Origin of the sequence: Trebonia kvetii (assembly GCF_007827045.1) — a bacterium.
In the GTDB taxonomy this organism is placed as follows: Bacteria; Actinomycetota; Actinomycetes; order Streptosporangiales; family Streptosporangiaceae; genus Trebonia; species Trebonia kvetii.
Window position 1 is genome coordinate 819220 of the sequence record NZ_RPFW01000001.1, and the last position, 13522, is coordinate 832741.

Below are 13522 nucleotides of genomic sequence, written 5' to 3' on the forward strand. Positions count from 1 at the left end.
GCGCGAACCGGGAGGGACAGCGGAGACCACAGAACAGGCAGCGTGGGACCAGCGCTACTCGGGACGGACCTGGTCTGGGGCGCCGGCCCGAACCGCTTCGTCACCGCGGAAGTAACCGCACTGGCAGCCGGGCGGGCGATCGACCTGGGGACCGGCGAAGGACGCAACGCGATCTGGCTCGCGGAACGCGGCTGGCAGGTTACGGCCGTGGACTTCTCCGCCGCCGGCCTGGCCCGGGCAAGCCGGCTGGCCGCCGAACGCGGGGTAAGCGTGGACTGGGTGCAGGCCGACCTGCTGGACTACAAGCCCGCGCCCGGCGGCTACGACCTGGTACTCATCGCGTACATTCACCTGCCGTCCGCCAGCCTCGCGCGCGTCTTCCGCACTGCGGCCGCGGCGGTCGCGCCGGGCGGCACCTGCTGGTGATCGGCCACCACCGCGACAACATCACCCGCGGCCACGGCGGCCCGCAGGACCCCGGCCGGCTCTACACCCCCGCGGCGGTCACCGCGGAACTGGACAGCCTGGCCATCCGCCGGGCAGAACAGGTCATGCGGCCCGTGCGGACGCCCGAGGGCGAGCGCACCGCGATCGACACCCTGGTCCGGGCCGAGCGCCCGGCATAGCCCCGCGCGGCTTACCCTGGCGGAGGTGCGACTGGCGGGACAAGCCAGCGCAGGCAGCCGCGTGGCTGCGGGCGGGCCCCGGCGGCCTGTTCCTGCTCGCGCTGCTGACGGGGCCGGGTCGGGGCTCGGCGCAGTGGCGTTCCGGTACCTGATCAGCTTCTTCACCTGGCTGGCCACCGGACACGCCGAGTTCGGTCAGGCCGGGCGCGTCCCAAGCGGGCACCTCTCCTGGCTGGGACCGGCGTTCTTCGTGCTGATCCGCGCGACCGGCGGCCTGCTCTACAGGCCGCTGATCTACCTGTTCGCCCGCGAAGCCCGCGGCCACGGGGTACCGGAGGTGATGATCGCGGTCGCCGACAACGGCGGCCGGATCCCGCGCCGAGCCGTGGGTGCGGGTCTGCGCGCTAAGCCATAAGCCGGCCGCCGCTGTGGCCCGCGTCCTTCCGCCAGCGGAGGTGGTTGCTGTGCTGGCCGATTACGCGGCCACCCACCCGCGTGCGTGGGCAGCCATGGAACCTGTCCTGCGGGACATCCTCGGCGGCAGCGGCGCTGCCAGTCCCCGGCTGCCCGTGGTCGCCCTCGAATCCGGCCGCGCGAGCTGACTGCCTGCTCGATCCCCCCCGGCTAAAGGTCCGGCAGGCCCGGCCCCATGCGATGGACGGCCCTCAGCTCGTGGCGGGACGTGACGCACTGGACTGCCTGGTACATTCCGGCGCTAGCATGGGCTGCATGCCGGGTGAGCCGATGACCAGGCGCGGGCGCGCCAGCCGTGAGCGGATCGTGGAGCGGGCCGCGGAGCTGTTCGCCGAGCGCGGGATCGCGTCCGTCAGCGTGGATGAGGTGCTGGCGGCGGCGGGTGCGGGAAAGGGCCAGTTCTACCACTACTTCCGCGGCCGGGATGAGCTGGCGGCGGCGGCGGTCGGGTTCCGCTGCGGGCAGGTGGTGGCCGGGCTGACAGAGGCCCTGGGCGGGGTGTCGTCGCTGGCCGGGCTGGAGCAGGCGCTGGCCGGGTTCATGACCGGGTTCGAGCAGTCGGGCATCCCTGGCTGTCCGATCGGGACGCTGGCGACCGAGGTCGCCGGCCGCAACGAGGACGCGCGGCTGCAGGCCGCCGCCGGGTTCGACGCCTGGGAACGGCTGCTGGCCGGCGCGCTCGAGCGGATGCGCCAGCGGGGCGAGCTGCGGGCGGACACCGCGCCCGCCGTGCTGGCCACGGGGCTGCTGGCCAGCATCGAGGGCGGGATGGTGCTCAGCCAGGTCCGCAAGGACATGGCGCCGCTGCGGATCGCGGTAGACGCGGGGCTCGGGCAGGTGCGAGCGCACCTCGCCTGACTCTGTACTAAATCGTCCACTTACTGTTAGCCTCGGACTGTACTAATCCGTCCAGTCGTGGAGGCTGACCCTCGTGACCGCCCCGCCCGCCTCGTTCCTGGCTACCCGCCGCGGCAGGCTGCTCCTGCTGCTGCTGTGCGCGGCGCAGTTCCTCGATGTCGTCGATTCGTCGATCATGAACGTCGCCCTGCCATCGATCCGCCGTGACCTGGGCTTCTCGGCGCAGGGCCTGCAGTGGGTGCTGTCGGGCTACCTGGTCACCTACGGCGGGCTGCTGCTGCTCGGCGGCCGGGCCGGGGACCTGCTCGGGCGCCGCCGATGCTCGTGACGGGCACCGCAGTGTTCGCCGCCTGCTCGCTGGCGGGCGGCCTGGCCACCGGCGCGGGCATGCTGGTCGGCGCCCGGCTCGGGCAGGGCGCCGGCGCGGCGCTGATGGCGCCGGCTGGCCTGTCGATCCTGACGACGAGCTTCAACTCCGGCGACGACCGTAACCGGGCGCTCGGCGTCTGGGGCGCGATCTCAGGCCTGGCCGCCGCGGCCGGGGTGTTCCTCGGCGGGGTGCTGTCCCAGGGACCGGGATGGCGGTGGGTGCTGTTCGTCAACCTGCCGGTCTGCGCGCTGATCCTCTTCGGCGCCTACCGGCTGGTCCCCGGCGGGCGGCCCGCCGCCCGGCCCGCGGGCTTCGACATCCCCGGCGCGGTCCTGGCCACCGGCGGCATGCTGCTGGTGGTCTACGCCCTCGTCCGGGCACCGGAGCAGGGCTGGGGCAGTGCCCGCACGATCGGGGAGCTCGCCACCGCGGCCGTCCTGCTCGTCGCTTTCGCCATCGCCGAACTGCGGCGCCACGACCCGCTGTTCCCGTTCTCCATCTTCCGCGTCCAGGGCCTCGCGGCCTCGGATGCTGTGCAGATGATCGCGTTCGCCGCGTTCGTGTCGGTGTTTTACTTCCTCACCCTCTACATGCAGAACGTCGTCGGCTTCAGCCCTATCCGCAGCGGCTCGGCCTACCTTCCTGTCACCGCCGGCATCGTGGTCGCCGCCGGGATCTCCGCACAGTTGTTCGCCCGCATCGGCACCCGGCCGGTGATCGTCGCCGGGGCGCTGATCGCCGCCGCCGGGGTCTGGTACCTGTCCCGCATCCCGGTCCACGGCACATACCCAGAAAACCTGCTCCCCGGGCTGGTGATCATGGCGATCGGGATCGGCGCCGTCCTGGTCTCCGTCACCACCGCCGCCAACGCCGGCGTCCCGGCCGACAAGGCCGGGCTCGCCGCCGGCATGCTGAGCGCCTCCCAGCAGCTCGGCACCGCCCTCGGCCTGGCGATCTTCTCCGCCTTCGCCACCGCCCGCACCAGCACGCTGCTCACCGCGCACGCCCCCAGGGACGCCGCGCTCACGCAAGGCTTCCACCGCGCCCTGCTCGCCTGCGCGATCTTCCTGCTCGCCGCCGCCGTCATCGCGCTTCGCGCCACCAACACCCGCGGCGAGCCCGCCGCCTCCCCAGCCGACACCTACGCCTCCCCCGGCCAGGTCCCCGCGCCGGAACCGGCCGATTAGCCCTCGTCCGCGGAACGCACGCTGACCGGCAGCGAACCGGCAGCCGAAGTCCTCTAGTCAAGGGAAATAAGGAGATCAGATGAAATTCCTGCTCCAGGTCCGCTTCAACGGCGCTGACAAGGTGATCGGCGCGCTCCCCGCCGAGGAGCAAAAGAAAATGACCGCCGAATTCGAAGGGATCCGCCGCTCACCGGGCGTGCTCGACGGCAACCAGCTCCAGGCCGCGAGCGAGGCGGCGACGGTCGGCGTGAAGGACGGGACGACGCAGGTGACCGCCGGCCCCGCCGTCGAGGCGGGAAACGAGCTGGACGGCTACTACGTTTACGACGCGCCCGGCCTCGACGCGGCGACCGCGTTCGCGGCCCGGATTCCGGTCACCCGCTTCGGCGGGACCGTCGAGGTCCGCCCGATGCTGGAGCGCTAGCGATGGCCAAGTTCCCGGCGCCCGCAGAGGGAATCGTCCTCGCGCACTTCATCGTCGCCTCCGACATCGGCCGGTCGCAGCGCTTCTACGCCGAGGTGCTCGGCGGCGAGGTGCTGCGGGACGGGGAGCCGTCGATCGTCGCCCTCGCCAACGGCTGGATCATCATCAACGCAGGCGGGCCGCCCACCGATGACAAGCCGACGGTGACGCTGGAGCCGCCGCACGACCTCGATCACGTCAGCAGCTTCCTCAACATCCGCGTCGCCGACATCCACGCCGTCTACCAGCAGTGGCGTAACCGCGGGGCTCAGTTCCTGACACCGCCATCCGACCGCGGCCCGGAACTGCGCTGCTACATGCGCGATCCAGACGGCCACCTCATCGAAGTCGGCTAGCGCATCCCAGATAGCCCCAGAGGCAGCGGCAGGCGCTCATTACGGCATGGGGCTGCGCATGGCAACGAAGGCACCGAAGACAGGAATCCGCAAAGGTCAGTCTGTCGGCGAAGACCTGCGTTGCGCGCGGCCTCGTGCCGAGCGCCAGGCCGGCCGCCGCGTCGGCGCCGTCCGCTTCATGAACGTCACTGGACGGCCGTGGCGGGGACGAGCCTGCATACCTCGCGAGATCGCGAGACCGCAATTCGCGCTCGGCGTACCCGATGTCCACGCCGGCATGCACGCGGCGGCGAACCCTGCCACCGGCCTGCTTCAGGCTCCCGCTGGTCCGTCGTCACGACGGGCTGTCCGTCTTCGCTGACCCAGCAGCCGGCCGCGAGGCAGCCGGATGTCGCCACGTGAACGTCAGACAGTTCGCGGTCATCGGAATGGCAGGCGGCCGTCCGCGGAGGGAATCGCCGTTTACCGGAGCGCGGGGCGATGCCGCTGGGTTTCACTTGCGCTGGTACAGCAGGGCGGCGAGCGGCGCGAAGGCCGCGATCAGTACCCCGGCCGCGGCCACCGGCCAGAGCACCTGCGCTGTGGTGGCGGTGCCGGCCGTCAGTGTCCGGGTGGCGGTGACGAGGTGGCTGACCGGGTTGGCGTTGCTCACGGCGTGCAGCCAGCCAGGCATGGTGGCGGGGTCGACGAAGATGCTGCTCATGAAGGTGACGGGGAACAGGATGACGAAGCCGATGCTCATCACGGCGTTCGGCGAGCGCAGGACCAGTCCCAGCGTGATCCAGGCCCACGACAGGGCCGAGGCGAACGCCACGACGAGCGCGGTGGCGGCGAGGACCCCGGCGGCGCCCCCGGCCGGCCGGTAGCCCATCGCGAGGCCGAGCCCGATGACGATCGCTGCGGCCAGCAGGTACCGTCCGATGTCTCCGAGCAGCGCGCCGACGATCGGCGCGGGCCGCCAGATGGGCATGGACCGGAACCGGTCGAATGCCCCGGTGGCGAGGTCGGCGTTGAGGGTGACGCCGCTGTAGACGGTGACGAACATGACGGCAAGCGCGAGCGTGCCGGGCAGCAGGAACTGCAGGTAGCCGTGCGTGGAACCGGCCAGCGCGCCGCCGAACAGGTAGGTGAACAGCAGCGTGAACAGTATCGGGATGCCGATGACGTCGCCCAGCTGTTCCGGTACGTGCTTGATCTTGAGCAGGGACCGCCACGCGAACGCGAGCGACGCCGCCGCCGGGCCGGCCGGGGCCGGACGCTCGTGCCATGAGATCGCGGTCATCGGACGGCCTCCGCTCCGGCCGGTCCCGGCTGCGGCTGTTCCGGCCGCGCCGGCGCGGCGTGGGTGCCCGTGAGCGCGAGGAAGACCTCGTCGAGGCTGGGCTGGCCGAGCGCGAAGTCGCTCACCCCGATCCCGGCGCCGGCAAGCCGGCCGAGCGCGTGCGCGGCGAGCTCGCCGGCGGCCTCGGCGCGCTGCTGGGCCGGGATCCGGGCGGAGAAGACGGCCGGGTCGGGCTCGTCGCGGACGGTGATCTGGTGGTCGGCGATCAGGTCGCGGGCGCGGTCCCGCTGGGCCGGGTCGAGCAGCCGGATCCGGATGCCCGCGCTGCCCACGGAGGCTTTCAGCTCGCCGCGGGTGCCCGCGGCGATCACCCGGCCGTGGTCGATAACCCCGATCCGGTCGGCGAGCTTGTCGGCCTCGTCGAGGTACTGCGTGGTGAGCAGCACCGTCGTCCCGTCCGCCACGATGCCGCGGACGATCTCCCACAGCGCGCTGCGGCTGCGCGGGTCAAGGCCGATGGTCGGCTCGTCGAGGAACAACAGGTCGGGAGCGACGATGATGCTGGCGGCGAGGTCCAGCTTGCGGCGCATGCCTCCCGACAGCCGGCTGGCCTGGTGCCGCGCGGCGCCGGTCAGGTCGAACGCCGCCAGGAGCTCGCCTGCCCGCCGCCTGGCCCGGCGCCGGGAGTAGCCGAGCAGGCGGCCGAGCAGGACCAGGTTCTCCTCGGCGGTCAGGTCGGCGTCGACGGACGCGAACTGCCCGGTGAGGCTGACCAGCCTGCGCACGGCGGCGGCCTCGCGGACGACGTCGCGGCCCAGCACGCGGGCGCTGCCGCCGTCGGGGCGCAGCAGCGTGGCAAGGATGCGGATCGTGGTCGTCTTGCCGGCCCCGTTGGGGCCGAGGACGCCGTAGACGCAGCCGCGAGGAACGGTGAGGCTCACGCCGTCGACTGCGCGGGTCGCGCCGAAGGTCTTGACCAGGCCGTCCGTCTCGATGGCGAGGTCGCCGGTAATTTTGGGTGTTCTAGAGTTCACGCGATCAGGCTAATACGATTGGGCCATATGGACAATTCAGATGGACAGGCCGGGCGGACAGCTGCGTCCGCGCCGACCCGGGAGAAGCTGATGGCGGCGGCCGCGGAGCTGATCGCCGAACTCGGCTGGGGGCGGGTGACTACCCGGGCGGTCGCCGAGCGCGCGGGCCTGCCGCACGGCGCGGTCAGCTACCACTTCCGCGGCAAGCAGGAACTGCTGACCGAGGCGGCGATGTTCGCGTTCGCGCGGGCCGTCCCGGAGGACGAGTTCGCGGCGCTGGCCGGCGTGGAGGACCTGATCGGGTTTATCGCAGCCGAGGTGGCCGACCCAGACGCGATCGACCCGGTGCTGTCCCGGCTGATGTTCGAGGCGATGGGCGAGGCCGAGCGCGACCCGGCACTGCGGGAGCGGATGGGCGCGATGCTCGCCCGGTACCGCGAGCTGATGATCGCCGCGGTCCGTGCCGAGCAGCAGCGCGGCGCCGTCTTCGACGGCGCCCCGGCCGACGCGATCGCCACCCTGCTCGGCGCGGTCGGCGACGGGCTGCTGCTGCATGCGCGGCTCGACCCCGGCCTCGACGTGCCCGCCGCCCTTAGCGCGCTCCGCGCCCTGCTTGCCCCGCGACCTTCCTGAGCGGGGACCGGCTCCAGCGCGCCATGGGCCGGCAGTAACGCAGAAGAGGACAGCCGCGCCCGCTTGTGACGTCGGCACGCGGCTGCGGGCTGATCCCCTGGTCGTCTCCGGCTGCGCCGACCAGCAGTGCGGGCGCGCTAGCCGCAGCGCATGCTCCTGCCGGCAGGGCACATCAGGGCCGTCAGCGGGGTCGGCTGGCGAGGCAGTCACCCGCTTTCGTTCCGGATGGATCTGCTGTCCCTTCCCGAACGGAGGGTGGCGACTCTCGGCGTCACCGGCGCTTGCGGGCGGGCGCGGCCGGCTTGGGCGGCAGGTCGCCGGCGTAGCCGGCGGCGGCGTCGACCCACTGGCGCAGCGCGTCACCGCGCAGGCCCTCGGGGTCGACGAAGATCATGCCCTTCATGGGCCGGCCGGTGAAGTCCATCGGCCGGACGTGCGGCTGTCCCAGGGCCCGGCTTGCGCCCTCGGGGCCGAGGCGGACCATGAGGGCGTCTTTGACGATGCCGCAGAACATGTGGCCGCCGAGCAGGAACGCCAGGCCGCCGAACATCTGCCGCTCGGTCACCGCCGCGCTGGGCGGGAGCACTGCCCTGACCCGGTCGGCCAGGTCCTCGTCGTAAGCCACGGCTACCCTCCAGGTTCCTTCTTTTATGAACGGGCCGGCCGGCGGCCGGGTCGCGTCCAGGACGGTTTCCGGCCGCCGGGAGGCGCCGTCAGCCTTGGCCGGCGTGCGGCTTGAACAATGCGAGGCGGGCCCCGCCCGGGTCGGCTATCGTCACCGACGCGCCGGCCGGCCCGTCCGCCGGGCCGGCGATCACGGTAGCGCCCAGCGATACCGCCCGCTTGGCCGCCTCGTCCAGGTCCTCCACCAGCACGTAGGGCAGCCAGCCGGCGCCGTCTGCCGTGGTTGCCTGCGTGATGCCTGCCCATGGCTGCTGCCCGTCGGTGATCCACGCATGGTACGGCCCGGCGCTCTCGGCCGGGGCGACCGCCCAGCCGAACATGGCGCTGTAGAACTCGCGCGCCTGGCCGGCGTCGGCAGCGCTCAGGTCGAACCACATGAACTGTCCTGGCATCTCATGTCCCTTCCATCGGTTCGCCGACGGCCTGGATGTACCTCGGCCGCCATGTCTGATCCCGGCCGCGCCCGGAACTAATCGGCCTGTCATGACCCGGCGCTACCCTGAGCCGGTGAGCACGTTCCAGACCGAGGACAGCCCGGTTGCCGCGGACCTGCTCGCCGCTGCCCGGGCAGGCGACGGCGAGGCATTCAAGCTCCTGACCGGCCCGCACCTGCGCGCCCTGCACGTGCACGCGTACCGGATGCTGGGCTCCCTGGACGACGCGGACGAGGCCGTCCAGGACGCGCTGCTCAGTGCCTGGCGGGCGCTGGGTACCTATCAGGGCCAGGCGCCGCTGAGCCACTGGCTGTACCGGATCACCACTACCAGCAGCCTGAAGGTCATCCGCGCCAAAAGCCGCCGTCCGGTCCCGGCCGGGGAGATCGGCCACCTGCAGCCCTACCCCGACCGCCTCCTGGACCAGCTCACCGGCCCCGGTGCCGACCCCGCCGCGATCGCCGAACGGCGCGAGAGCGTCGCGCTGGCGTTCATCACCGCGCTGCAGCGGCTGCCCGCCAGGCAGCGCGCCGCCCTCATCCTGCGCGACGTGCTGGCCTGGAACGCCGCCGAGGTGGCCGCCCTGCTGGAGATCAGCGTCCCCGCCGTTAACAGCGCCCTGCAGCGCGCCCGGGTCACCCTGTCCGGCACACGGCCCGCGGACAGCGTCACCGCCCGCCCGCGGCTGGATGCCCGCCAGCGGCAGGTCCTGGACCGGTTCACCGACGCGTGGCAGCGCTGCGACATCGAGGCCCTGGCTGCGCTGCTGCGCGAGGACGTGGTCCTGTCCATGCCGCCCGAGCTGGCCACGATCTCCGGACGCACCGAGGTCACCCGCTTCTTCGCCACCGTCCCGGCCGGCGGCCGCCTGGACACGATCCGCCTGGTCGCCACCGCCGCCAACGGCCACCCGGCGCTGGCCGCCTACCTGCCGGACCAGTCGGCCCGCTGCCACGGGTACGGGATCATGGTCTTCACATTCGCCGATGACGGCATCACCACCATTACCGGCTTCCCCAGTCCTGACCTGTTCGAGAGGTTCGGCCTGCCCCGCACACGCGACTGACACAGCCAGGGCGGGAATGATCTTGTAACCTCCCGCTGGCATCCGGGGACGATAGGACGGGACGAAGAGTCCCGTCCCGGGAGGGGACCAAGATGACGAGCACGGACCCGCGGTATGACGACCTGACCGCGCTGTTCTTCAACTGCACGCTGAAGCCGTCGCCTGAGCTCAGCCACACCCAGGGGCTAATCGACCGCAGCGCCGCGATCATGGCCAGGCAGGGCGTGCGCACCGAGACGATCCGCGCCGTCGACCACGACATCGCGACCGGGGTGTGGCCGGACATGACCGAGCACGGCGCCGCCAGCGACGCCTGGCCCCAGCTGTACCCGAAGGTCCTGGCCGCCGACATCCTGGTGATCGCCGGCCCGATCTGGCTCGGCGACAACAGCTCGGTCACCAAGCGGGTCATCGAGCGGCTTTACGGCTGCTCGCACCTGCTCAACGAAGCCGGCCAGTACGCCTACTACGGCCGCGTCGCCGGCTGCCTGATCACCGGCAACGAGGACGGCATCAAGCACTGCGCGATGAACGTCCTTTACAGCCTGCAGCACCTCGGGTACACCATACCGCCGCAGGCCGACGCCGGGTGGATCGGCGAGGCCGGGCCCGGGCCGTCCTACCTCGACCCCGGCTCCGGCGGCCCGGACAACGACTTCACCAACCGCAACACCACGTTCATGACCTGGAACCTGCTGCACCTGGCCCGGCTGCTCAAGGACGCCGGCGGCATACCCGCCCACGGCAACCAGCGCTCCGGCTGGGACGCCGGCTGCCGCTACGACTTCGACAACCCCGACTACCGCTAACCCGCCCGCCGGCGACCGCCAGCCGCACCAGGATGACACCCAAGCGCCCGGGCCGAGTGAGGACACCGCGCTCGTCCCCCGGCCCGGCCCCGCCTCACGGATTCGCGGTGTAGTGCTGCGCGGGTGCCCGATAGGGCCGCTTGCAAGTAAGGGGCGCCGAACGTCACCGCCTTACCGTGACCGCGGGTTCTTGCCGCGCCCCGAAGCCCGTGCGCCCGGCGCCCGCCGGCCCTCTCGAACTGGCCCGCTGCCCGGCCTAGCCGAGGTCGACGCGGCTGGCGAGCTTTTGCTGGCCTGGGCCGGAAAGCTCGCGGGCCACGCCGCGCCGGCCGGCGATAGTCATCAGCAGCGCCTCGGCCGGGCCGTGGACTACCGGCCCTGCTCCGGCGGCGAAGCCGACGTCGGTGGCGACCACCCGTACCCCGCGGGTGCGCCACAGCCCGCCGATATCCGGGCCGATCATGGCCCAGCGCAGCGCGGTCACCAGCCGCTCGGGCGGGACGGTCCTGGGCTGGCCGAGCGCGCGCCGGACATCCTGGTGGTGGATGACGCACTCGACCAGCGCAACCCGGCAGCCCAGTGCCGCGGGGAGCCCGCGCGGCTCCAGGCGGGCCATCAGCAGCGCCAGCAGTTCCTCCGGGGTCAGTGCCTGGAACCTGGCCAGGGCGATTGCGTTGATCCGGCTGGACCAGAACCGGCCCCGGGCGGCGTAGCCCAGCAGTTCCCGCAGGCCGAGTTCGTCGTAGCTGATGACATGGGCGGCAACGTCCCGCACGCGCCATCCCGCGCACAGCGTCGCCGCCTGCCACTGCGGCGGCGGCAGCGTCGCGAGGAACGCCGCGAAGTCGGCCCGCTCATCGCGCGCCACGCGCCGGATGTCCACGCCACGAAGGCTAGCCGGAGCCGGCTGGACCACGCGCGGGCCCCGGGCCTGGCTCCGGATAACTTCCCGCATCCACTCGATCGAGCGCGACGCCTTCACCGAGTCATCCGGCTACCCGCCCGGCAGCCAGGTCGCCGGCATCCCCCTGCGGGACCGCGTATGGCTCGACATCCAGCTCGGCCCCGCGTTATCCACGGGCGGTACCCTCACGCGGTAAGGCCTGGTGGCCAGCAGGCCCCGGGTGGCCGAGAGGGCACTTCCCCGGCAGCCGCACAGGCGTCGGCCTCCTCGGGAGGACTTTGGTGTTTTGTCCCGAACGGACGGGGCTCATGCGTTGCGGGTAGTCCACCTCCCTCAGGTAGGGGGCGCCGCTGTATCGCTGCGCAGACGAACGCGCGGTCCTCGTGCCGCCACTGCCCAATGACATGCAGGCCGGCGTCCGCGGCGGCGCGCAGCAAGGCAGCCGTGCCCATGCGGGCCCAGGGGAAAACCGGGCCACGTCGGCCGTCGGGGTGCTCTAGCCAGGCGGTCAGCTGTTCGTCGACGTTGCCGGGCTCTGCTTCGATCAGAATCCGGCCGTCCGGCGCCAGCAACTGGGCGCAGCGTTCCAGCAGGCGGGCGGGCAGGCCGCCGATGCCGATGTTGCCGTCCGCGAGCAGTACGGTAGCCCAACGGCCGTGTCCGGGCAGCCGGTCGAATACCGAGCGGTGCAGGGCGGGTGCCCCTGCCTGGTGCACCTGAGCCACCGCGGTCCGCGAGATGTCCACGCCCAGCGCTGGAATTCCCAGCTCTGCCAGCGCCACAGTCAGCCGCCCGGGCCCGCAGCCCACGTCAAGGACGGGACCGCGACAGTGCCTGAGCAGCTCCTCGTCCGCGGTGTCGGGCGGCCCGCAGAACCGGGACATCTGCAGCGGCAGCGCGCGGCCGTCAGCCGTCCGCAGAACCAGCGCCGGGGCCTGCTCGCGCAGCGCCTCTTCGTACAGGGCGATCGCTCCTGTGATCATGCTGTTTCCCGGAGGATGCTGTCGCCCTCGCCGAGCACCGCGGCGAGCTCTCGTGCCCGCGCCGCGAAGCGGCTCCGCGGCACCTGGCGAGCCACCGCCACGGCATCCGCTGCGGTGTCGACGTCCCGCAGTCGCGGCAGGTCGGCAATGCGCAGCCCGGCGGCGAGCAGCCGGCCCCGCTGGATGGCCCCGGTGCCCGCGGTCGACATGGGGACGCCGCGCAGCAGGGCGGGATCGGGCACGTGCAGGCCGAGCGCCCAGAACCCGCCGTCGTCGGCCGGACCGAAGACGGCGTCGGCGGTACTCCAGTCCACGGTGAGCAGGCCGCGGGTGACCTGCGGCGTGTCCATGCCGATCAGCAAGGCCGGGCCGCCGGCAGCGGCGAACGCGTCGGCGAGGCGTTCATCGAGAGGGCCGCCGCGCTGCGGCAGGATGTCGAAACCGGGGGGCAGCCATGGGCCTGGGCTGCCGTCGAGCACCAGGACCCGCCGGCAGGCGGGCACCGACAGCACGGTGTGCAGTGTGTCGGCGAGCGCGGCCTCGGCTAGCGCGGCGGCCTGCTCGTGCGTACACGGCGGCACCAGCCGGGTCTTGACCCGGCCCGGGACGGGCTGCTTGGCGATGACGAGCAGGGTCGTGGCGGACTCCGGTGCCTGGCTGGTCACCGGGCGAGTATCTGGCTCATGTCCCGCACGGTGCGCACGCAGCCTCCCAGGGTGCCCGTCACCTTGGACTTTCCGATACGCGGGAGGTAGCTCACGTCTACCTCGCACACCCGCCAGCCGGCGGCCGCCGCGTTCATGACCATCTCCAGCGGGTACCCGAAGCGCCGGTCGGCGAGGTTGAGTCCGAGCAGCGCCTCGCGGCTAGCGGCGCGCATCGGTCCCAGGTCCCGGATCGCCAGGCCCGTACGGCGGCGGACTCGCCGTGCCAGTTCCCAGTTGGCCAGCCGCGCCGCCACCGGCCAGGCGTCTCGCTGCAGGGTGCGGCGCCGGCCGAGGACCAGATCGGCCCGGCCAGCGCGCAGTGGACGGGTGAGGAGGGGGAACTGCCGCGGGTCGAGGCTCCCGTCACAGTCGCAGAAGCACACGAGGTCGGTTGTCGCCGCCAGCAAGCCGGCATGGGCGGCTGCCCCGAAGCCCCTGGCCGGCTCGGGGACGACCGTCGCACCGAGTGACCTCGCGACTTCGCCGGATCCGTCAGTGGAGCAGTTGTCGACGACAATCGGCCGGAAGCCGGCGGGCATCCTGTCGAGAATCCAGGGCAATGCCGGCGCCTCGTTCAGGCACGGCAAGATCACGTCCACCATCATGGTTGAGACCGTATTACCAATAGCGGGCAGGCATTCGGGGGCTCAGC

Annotated in this window: 19 protein-coding genes and 1 pseudogene; 12 read left to right on the top strand and 8 right to left on the bottom strand. The window is 72.3% G+C overall.

Translation table 11 applies throughout. The annotated features are described in order from the left end of the window. The first annotated feature begins 42 nt into the window (after positions 1-42). From EAS64_RS45500 to EAS64_RS03600, 8 genes and pseudogenes are all read left to right on the top strand, one after another. Entirely contained in the window at positions 43-426 is a 384-nt protein-coding gene (locus tag EAS64_RS45500) for a class I SAM-dependent methyltransferase (protein ID WP_246115504.1), read from the top strand. Continuing rightward, positions 423-626 carry a hypothetical protein gene (locus EAS64_RS45505; RefSeq protein WP_246115505.1) on the top strand — a complete coding sequence of 68 codons (204 nt, stop codon included), beginning with the start codon at positions 423-425 and terminating at the stop codon, positions 624-626. Before EAS64_RS45500 ends, EAS64_RS45505 begins: the two co-directional genes overlap by 4 nt. Positions 627-759: 133 nt before the next feature. Continuing rightward, positions 760-1041 (top strand): hypothetical protein, encoded by a 282-nt coding sequence (locus EAS64_RS03580; protein ID WP_187365664.1) that lies wholly within the window; start codon positions 760-762, stop codon positions 1039-1041. Positions 1042-1090: 49 nt separating this feature from the next. Beyond that, entirely contained in the window at positions 1091-1228 is a 138-nt protein-coding gene (locus EAS64_RS43260) for a hypothetical protein (protein WP_187365665.1), read from the top strand. A 127-nt stretch (positions 1229-1355) separates the two neighbouring features. Continuing rightward, positions 1356-1958 (top strand): TetR/AcrR family transcriptional regulator, encoded by a 603-nt coding sequence (locus EAS64_RS03585; RefSeq protein ID WP_187365666.1) that lies wholly within the window; start codon positions 1356-1358, stop codon positions 1956-1958. A gap of 175 nt (positions 1959-2133) precedes the next feature. Further along, positions 2134-3515: pseudogene (locus EAS64_RS03590) on the top strand (MFS transporter). A 79-nt stretch (positions 3516-3594) separates the two neighbouring features. Continuing rightward, on the top strand, positions 3595-3939 hold the full coding sequence (locus EAS64_RS03595; protein ID WP_145851264.1) for a YciI family protein: 345 nt from the start codon (positions 3595-3597) through the stop codon (positions 3937-3939). A 2-nt stretch (positions 3940-3941) separates the two neighbouring features. After that, positions 3942-4334: a VOC family protein gene (locus tag EAS64_RS03600; protein WP_145851265.1), complete on the top strand. Its 393-nt coding sequence runs from the start codon at positions 3942-3944 to the stop codon at positions 4332-4334. A 493-nt stretch (positions 4335-4827) separates the two neighbouring features. On the opposite strand, the gene EAS64_RS03605 is transcribed toward EAS64_RS03600, so the two are convergent. Both EAS64_RS03605 and EAS64_RS03610 read right to left on the bottom strand, forming a co-directional pair. Continuing rightward, positions 4828-5616: an ABC transporter permease gene (locus tag EAS64_RS03605; RefSeq protein ID WP_145851266.1), complete on the bottom strand. Its 789-nt coding sequence runs from the start codon at positions 5614-5616 to the stop codon at positions 4828-4830. Further along, a complete protein-coding gene (locus EAS64_RS03610) occupies positions 5613-6650 on the bottom strand; it encodes an ATP-binding cassette domain-containing protein (RefSeq protein ID WP_246115506.1) in 1038 nt (345 codons plus the stop codon). Before EAS64_RS03610 ends, EAS64_RS03605 begins: the two co-directional genes overlap by 4 nt. A 27-nt stretch (positions 6651-6677) precedes the next feature. Here EAS64_RS03610 and EAS64_RS03615 point away from each other — a divergent pair, with 27 nt between their 5' ends. Beyond that, positions 6678-7283, top strand: a complete 606-nt coding sequence (locus EAS64_RS03615; RefSeq protein WP_145851267.1) for a TetR/AcrR family transcriptional regulator — start codon at positions 6678-6680, stop codon at positions 7281-7283. A gap of 271 nt (positions 7284-7554) precedes the next feature. Here EAS64_RS03615 and EAS64_RS03620 read toward each other — a convergent pair whose 3' ends face one another. Both EAS64_RS03620 and EAS64_RS03625 read right to left on the bottom strand, forming a co-directional pair. Then, positions 7555-7908 carry a TfoX/Sxy family protein gene (locus EAS64_RS03620; RefSeq protein ID WP_145851268.1) on the bottom strand — a complete coding sequence of 118 codons (354 nt, stop codon included), beginning with the start codon at positions 7906-7908 and terminating at the stop codon, positions 7555-7557. An 88-nt stretch (positions 7909-7996) separates the two neighbouring features. Next, positions 7997-8359, bottom strand: a complete 363-nt coding sequence (locus EAS64_RS03625; protein WP_145851269.1) for a VOC family protein — start codon at positions 8357-8359, stop codon at positions 7997-7999. A gap of 115 nt (positions 8360-8474) precedes the next feature. Between EAS64_RS03625 and EAS64_RS03630 the strand changes: the two genes are divergently transcribed. Next, a complete protein-coding gene (locus tag EAS64_RS03630; protein ID WP_222848954.1) occupies positions 8475-9467 on the top strand; it encodes an RNA polymerase subunit sigma-70 in 993 nt (330 codons plus the stop codon). 92 nt (positions 9468-9559) lie between these two features. Further along, a complete protein-coding gene (locus EAS64_RS03635; RefSeq protein WP_145851271.1) occupies positions 9560-10276 on the top strand; it encodes a flavodoxin family protein in 717 nt (238 codons plus the stop codon). A 256-nt stretch (positions 10277-10532) separates the two neighbouring features. Here EAS64_RS03635 and EAS64_RS03640 read toward each other — a convergent pair whose 3' ends face one another. Then, a complete protein-coding gene (locus EAS64_RS03640; RefSeq protein WP_222848955.1) occupies positions 10533-11159 on the bottom strand; it encodes a maleylpyruvate isomerase family mycothiol-dependent enzyme in 627 nt (208 codons plus the stop codon). Between EAS64_RS03640 and EAS64_RS43265 the strand changes: the two genes are divergently transcribed. Continuing rightward, entirely contained in the window at positions 11152-11376 is a 225-nt protein-coding gene (locus tag EAS64_RS43265) for a hypothetical protein (RefSeq protein WP_187365794.1), read from the top strand. The genes EAS64_RS03640 and EAS64_RS43265 overlap by 8 nt on opposite strands. Here the strand turns inward: EAS64_RS43265 and EAS64_RS03645 are convergent. From EAS64_RS03645 to EAS64_RS03655, 3 genes are read right to left on the bottom strand one after another with little or no spacing between them, the layout of a single operon-like run. Continuing rightward, the gene (locus EAS64_RS03645) at positions 11366-12163 is read right to left on the bottom strand and encodes a class I SAM-dependent methyltransferase (RefSeq protein ID WP_145851272.1); all 798 of its coding nucleotides are present in this window, start codon (positions 12161-12163) and stop codon (positions 11366-11368) included. The two genes, EAS64_RS43265 and EAS64_RS03645, sit on opposite strands and share 11 nt — an antisense overlap. Continuing rightward, positions 12160-12828, bottom strand: coding sequence for a TIGR04282 family arsenosugar biosynthesis glycosyltransferase (locus EAS64_RS03650; RefSeq protein ID WP_145851273.1), 669 nt, complete (start codon positions 12826-12828; stop codon positions 12160-12162). Before EAS64_RS03650 ends, EAS64_RS03645 begins: the two co-directional genes overlap by 4 nt. Continuing rightward, complete coding sequence (locus tag EAS64_RS03655; protein WP_145851274.1) at positions 12825-13475, bottom strand: glycosyltransferase family 2 protein; 651 nt, start codon at positions 13473-13475, stop codon at positions 12825-12827. The genes EAS64_RS03650 and EAS64_RS03655 overlap by 4 nt, the downstream gene beginning before the upstream one ends. Positions 13476-13522: the final 47 nt, after the last annotated feature.

Excerpts from the sequence above, each read along its gene's own strand:
- EAS64_RS43265 (WP_187365794.1), top strand. The coding sequence starts at position 11,152 with ATGTCCACGCCACGAAGGCTAGCCGGAGCCGGCTGGACCACGCGCGGG.
- EAS64_RS03605 (WP_145851266.1), bottom strand. The coding sequence starts at position 5,616 with ATGACCGCGATCTCATGGCACGAGCGTCCGGCCCCGGCCGGCCCGGCG.
- EAS64_RS03615 (WP_145851267.1), top strand. The coding sequence starts at position 6,678 with ATGGACAATTCAGATGGACAGGCCGGGCGGACAGCTGCGTCCGCGCCG.
- EAS64_RS03635 (WP_145851271.1), top strand. The coding sequence starts at position 9,560 with ATGACGAGCACGGACCCGCGGTATGACGACCTGACCGCGCTGTTCTTC.
- EAS64_RS03625 (WP_145851269.1), bottom strand. The coding sequence starts at position 8,359 with ATGCCAGGACAGTTCATGTGGTTCGACCTGAGCGCTGCCGACGCCGGC.
- EAS64_RS03585 (WP_187365666.1), top strand. The coding sequence starts at position 1,356 with ATGCCGGGTGAGCCGATGACCAGGCGCGGGCGCGCCAGCCGTGAGCGG.
- EAS64_RS03600 (WP_145851265.1), top strand. The coding sequence starts at position 3,942 with ATGGCCAAGTTCCCGGCGCCCGCAGAGGGAATCGTCCTCGCGCACTTC.
- EAS64_RS03595 (WP_145851264.1), top strand. The coding sequence starts at position 3,595 with ATGAAATTCCTGCTCCAGGTCCGCTTCAACGGCGCTGACAAGGTGATC.
- EAS64_RS03655 (WP_145851274.1), bottom strand. The coding sequence starts at position 13,475 with ATGATGGTGGACGTGATCTTGCCGTGCCTGAACGAGGCGCCGGCATTG.
- EAS64_RS03645 (WP_145851272.1), bottom strand. The coding sequence starts at position 12,163 with ATGATCACAGGAGCGATCGCCCTGTACGAAGAGGCGCTGCGCGAGCAG.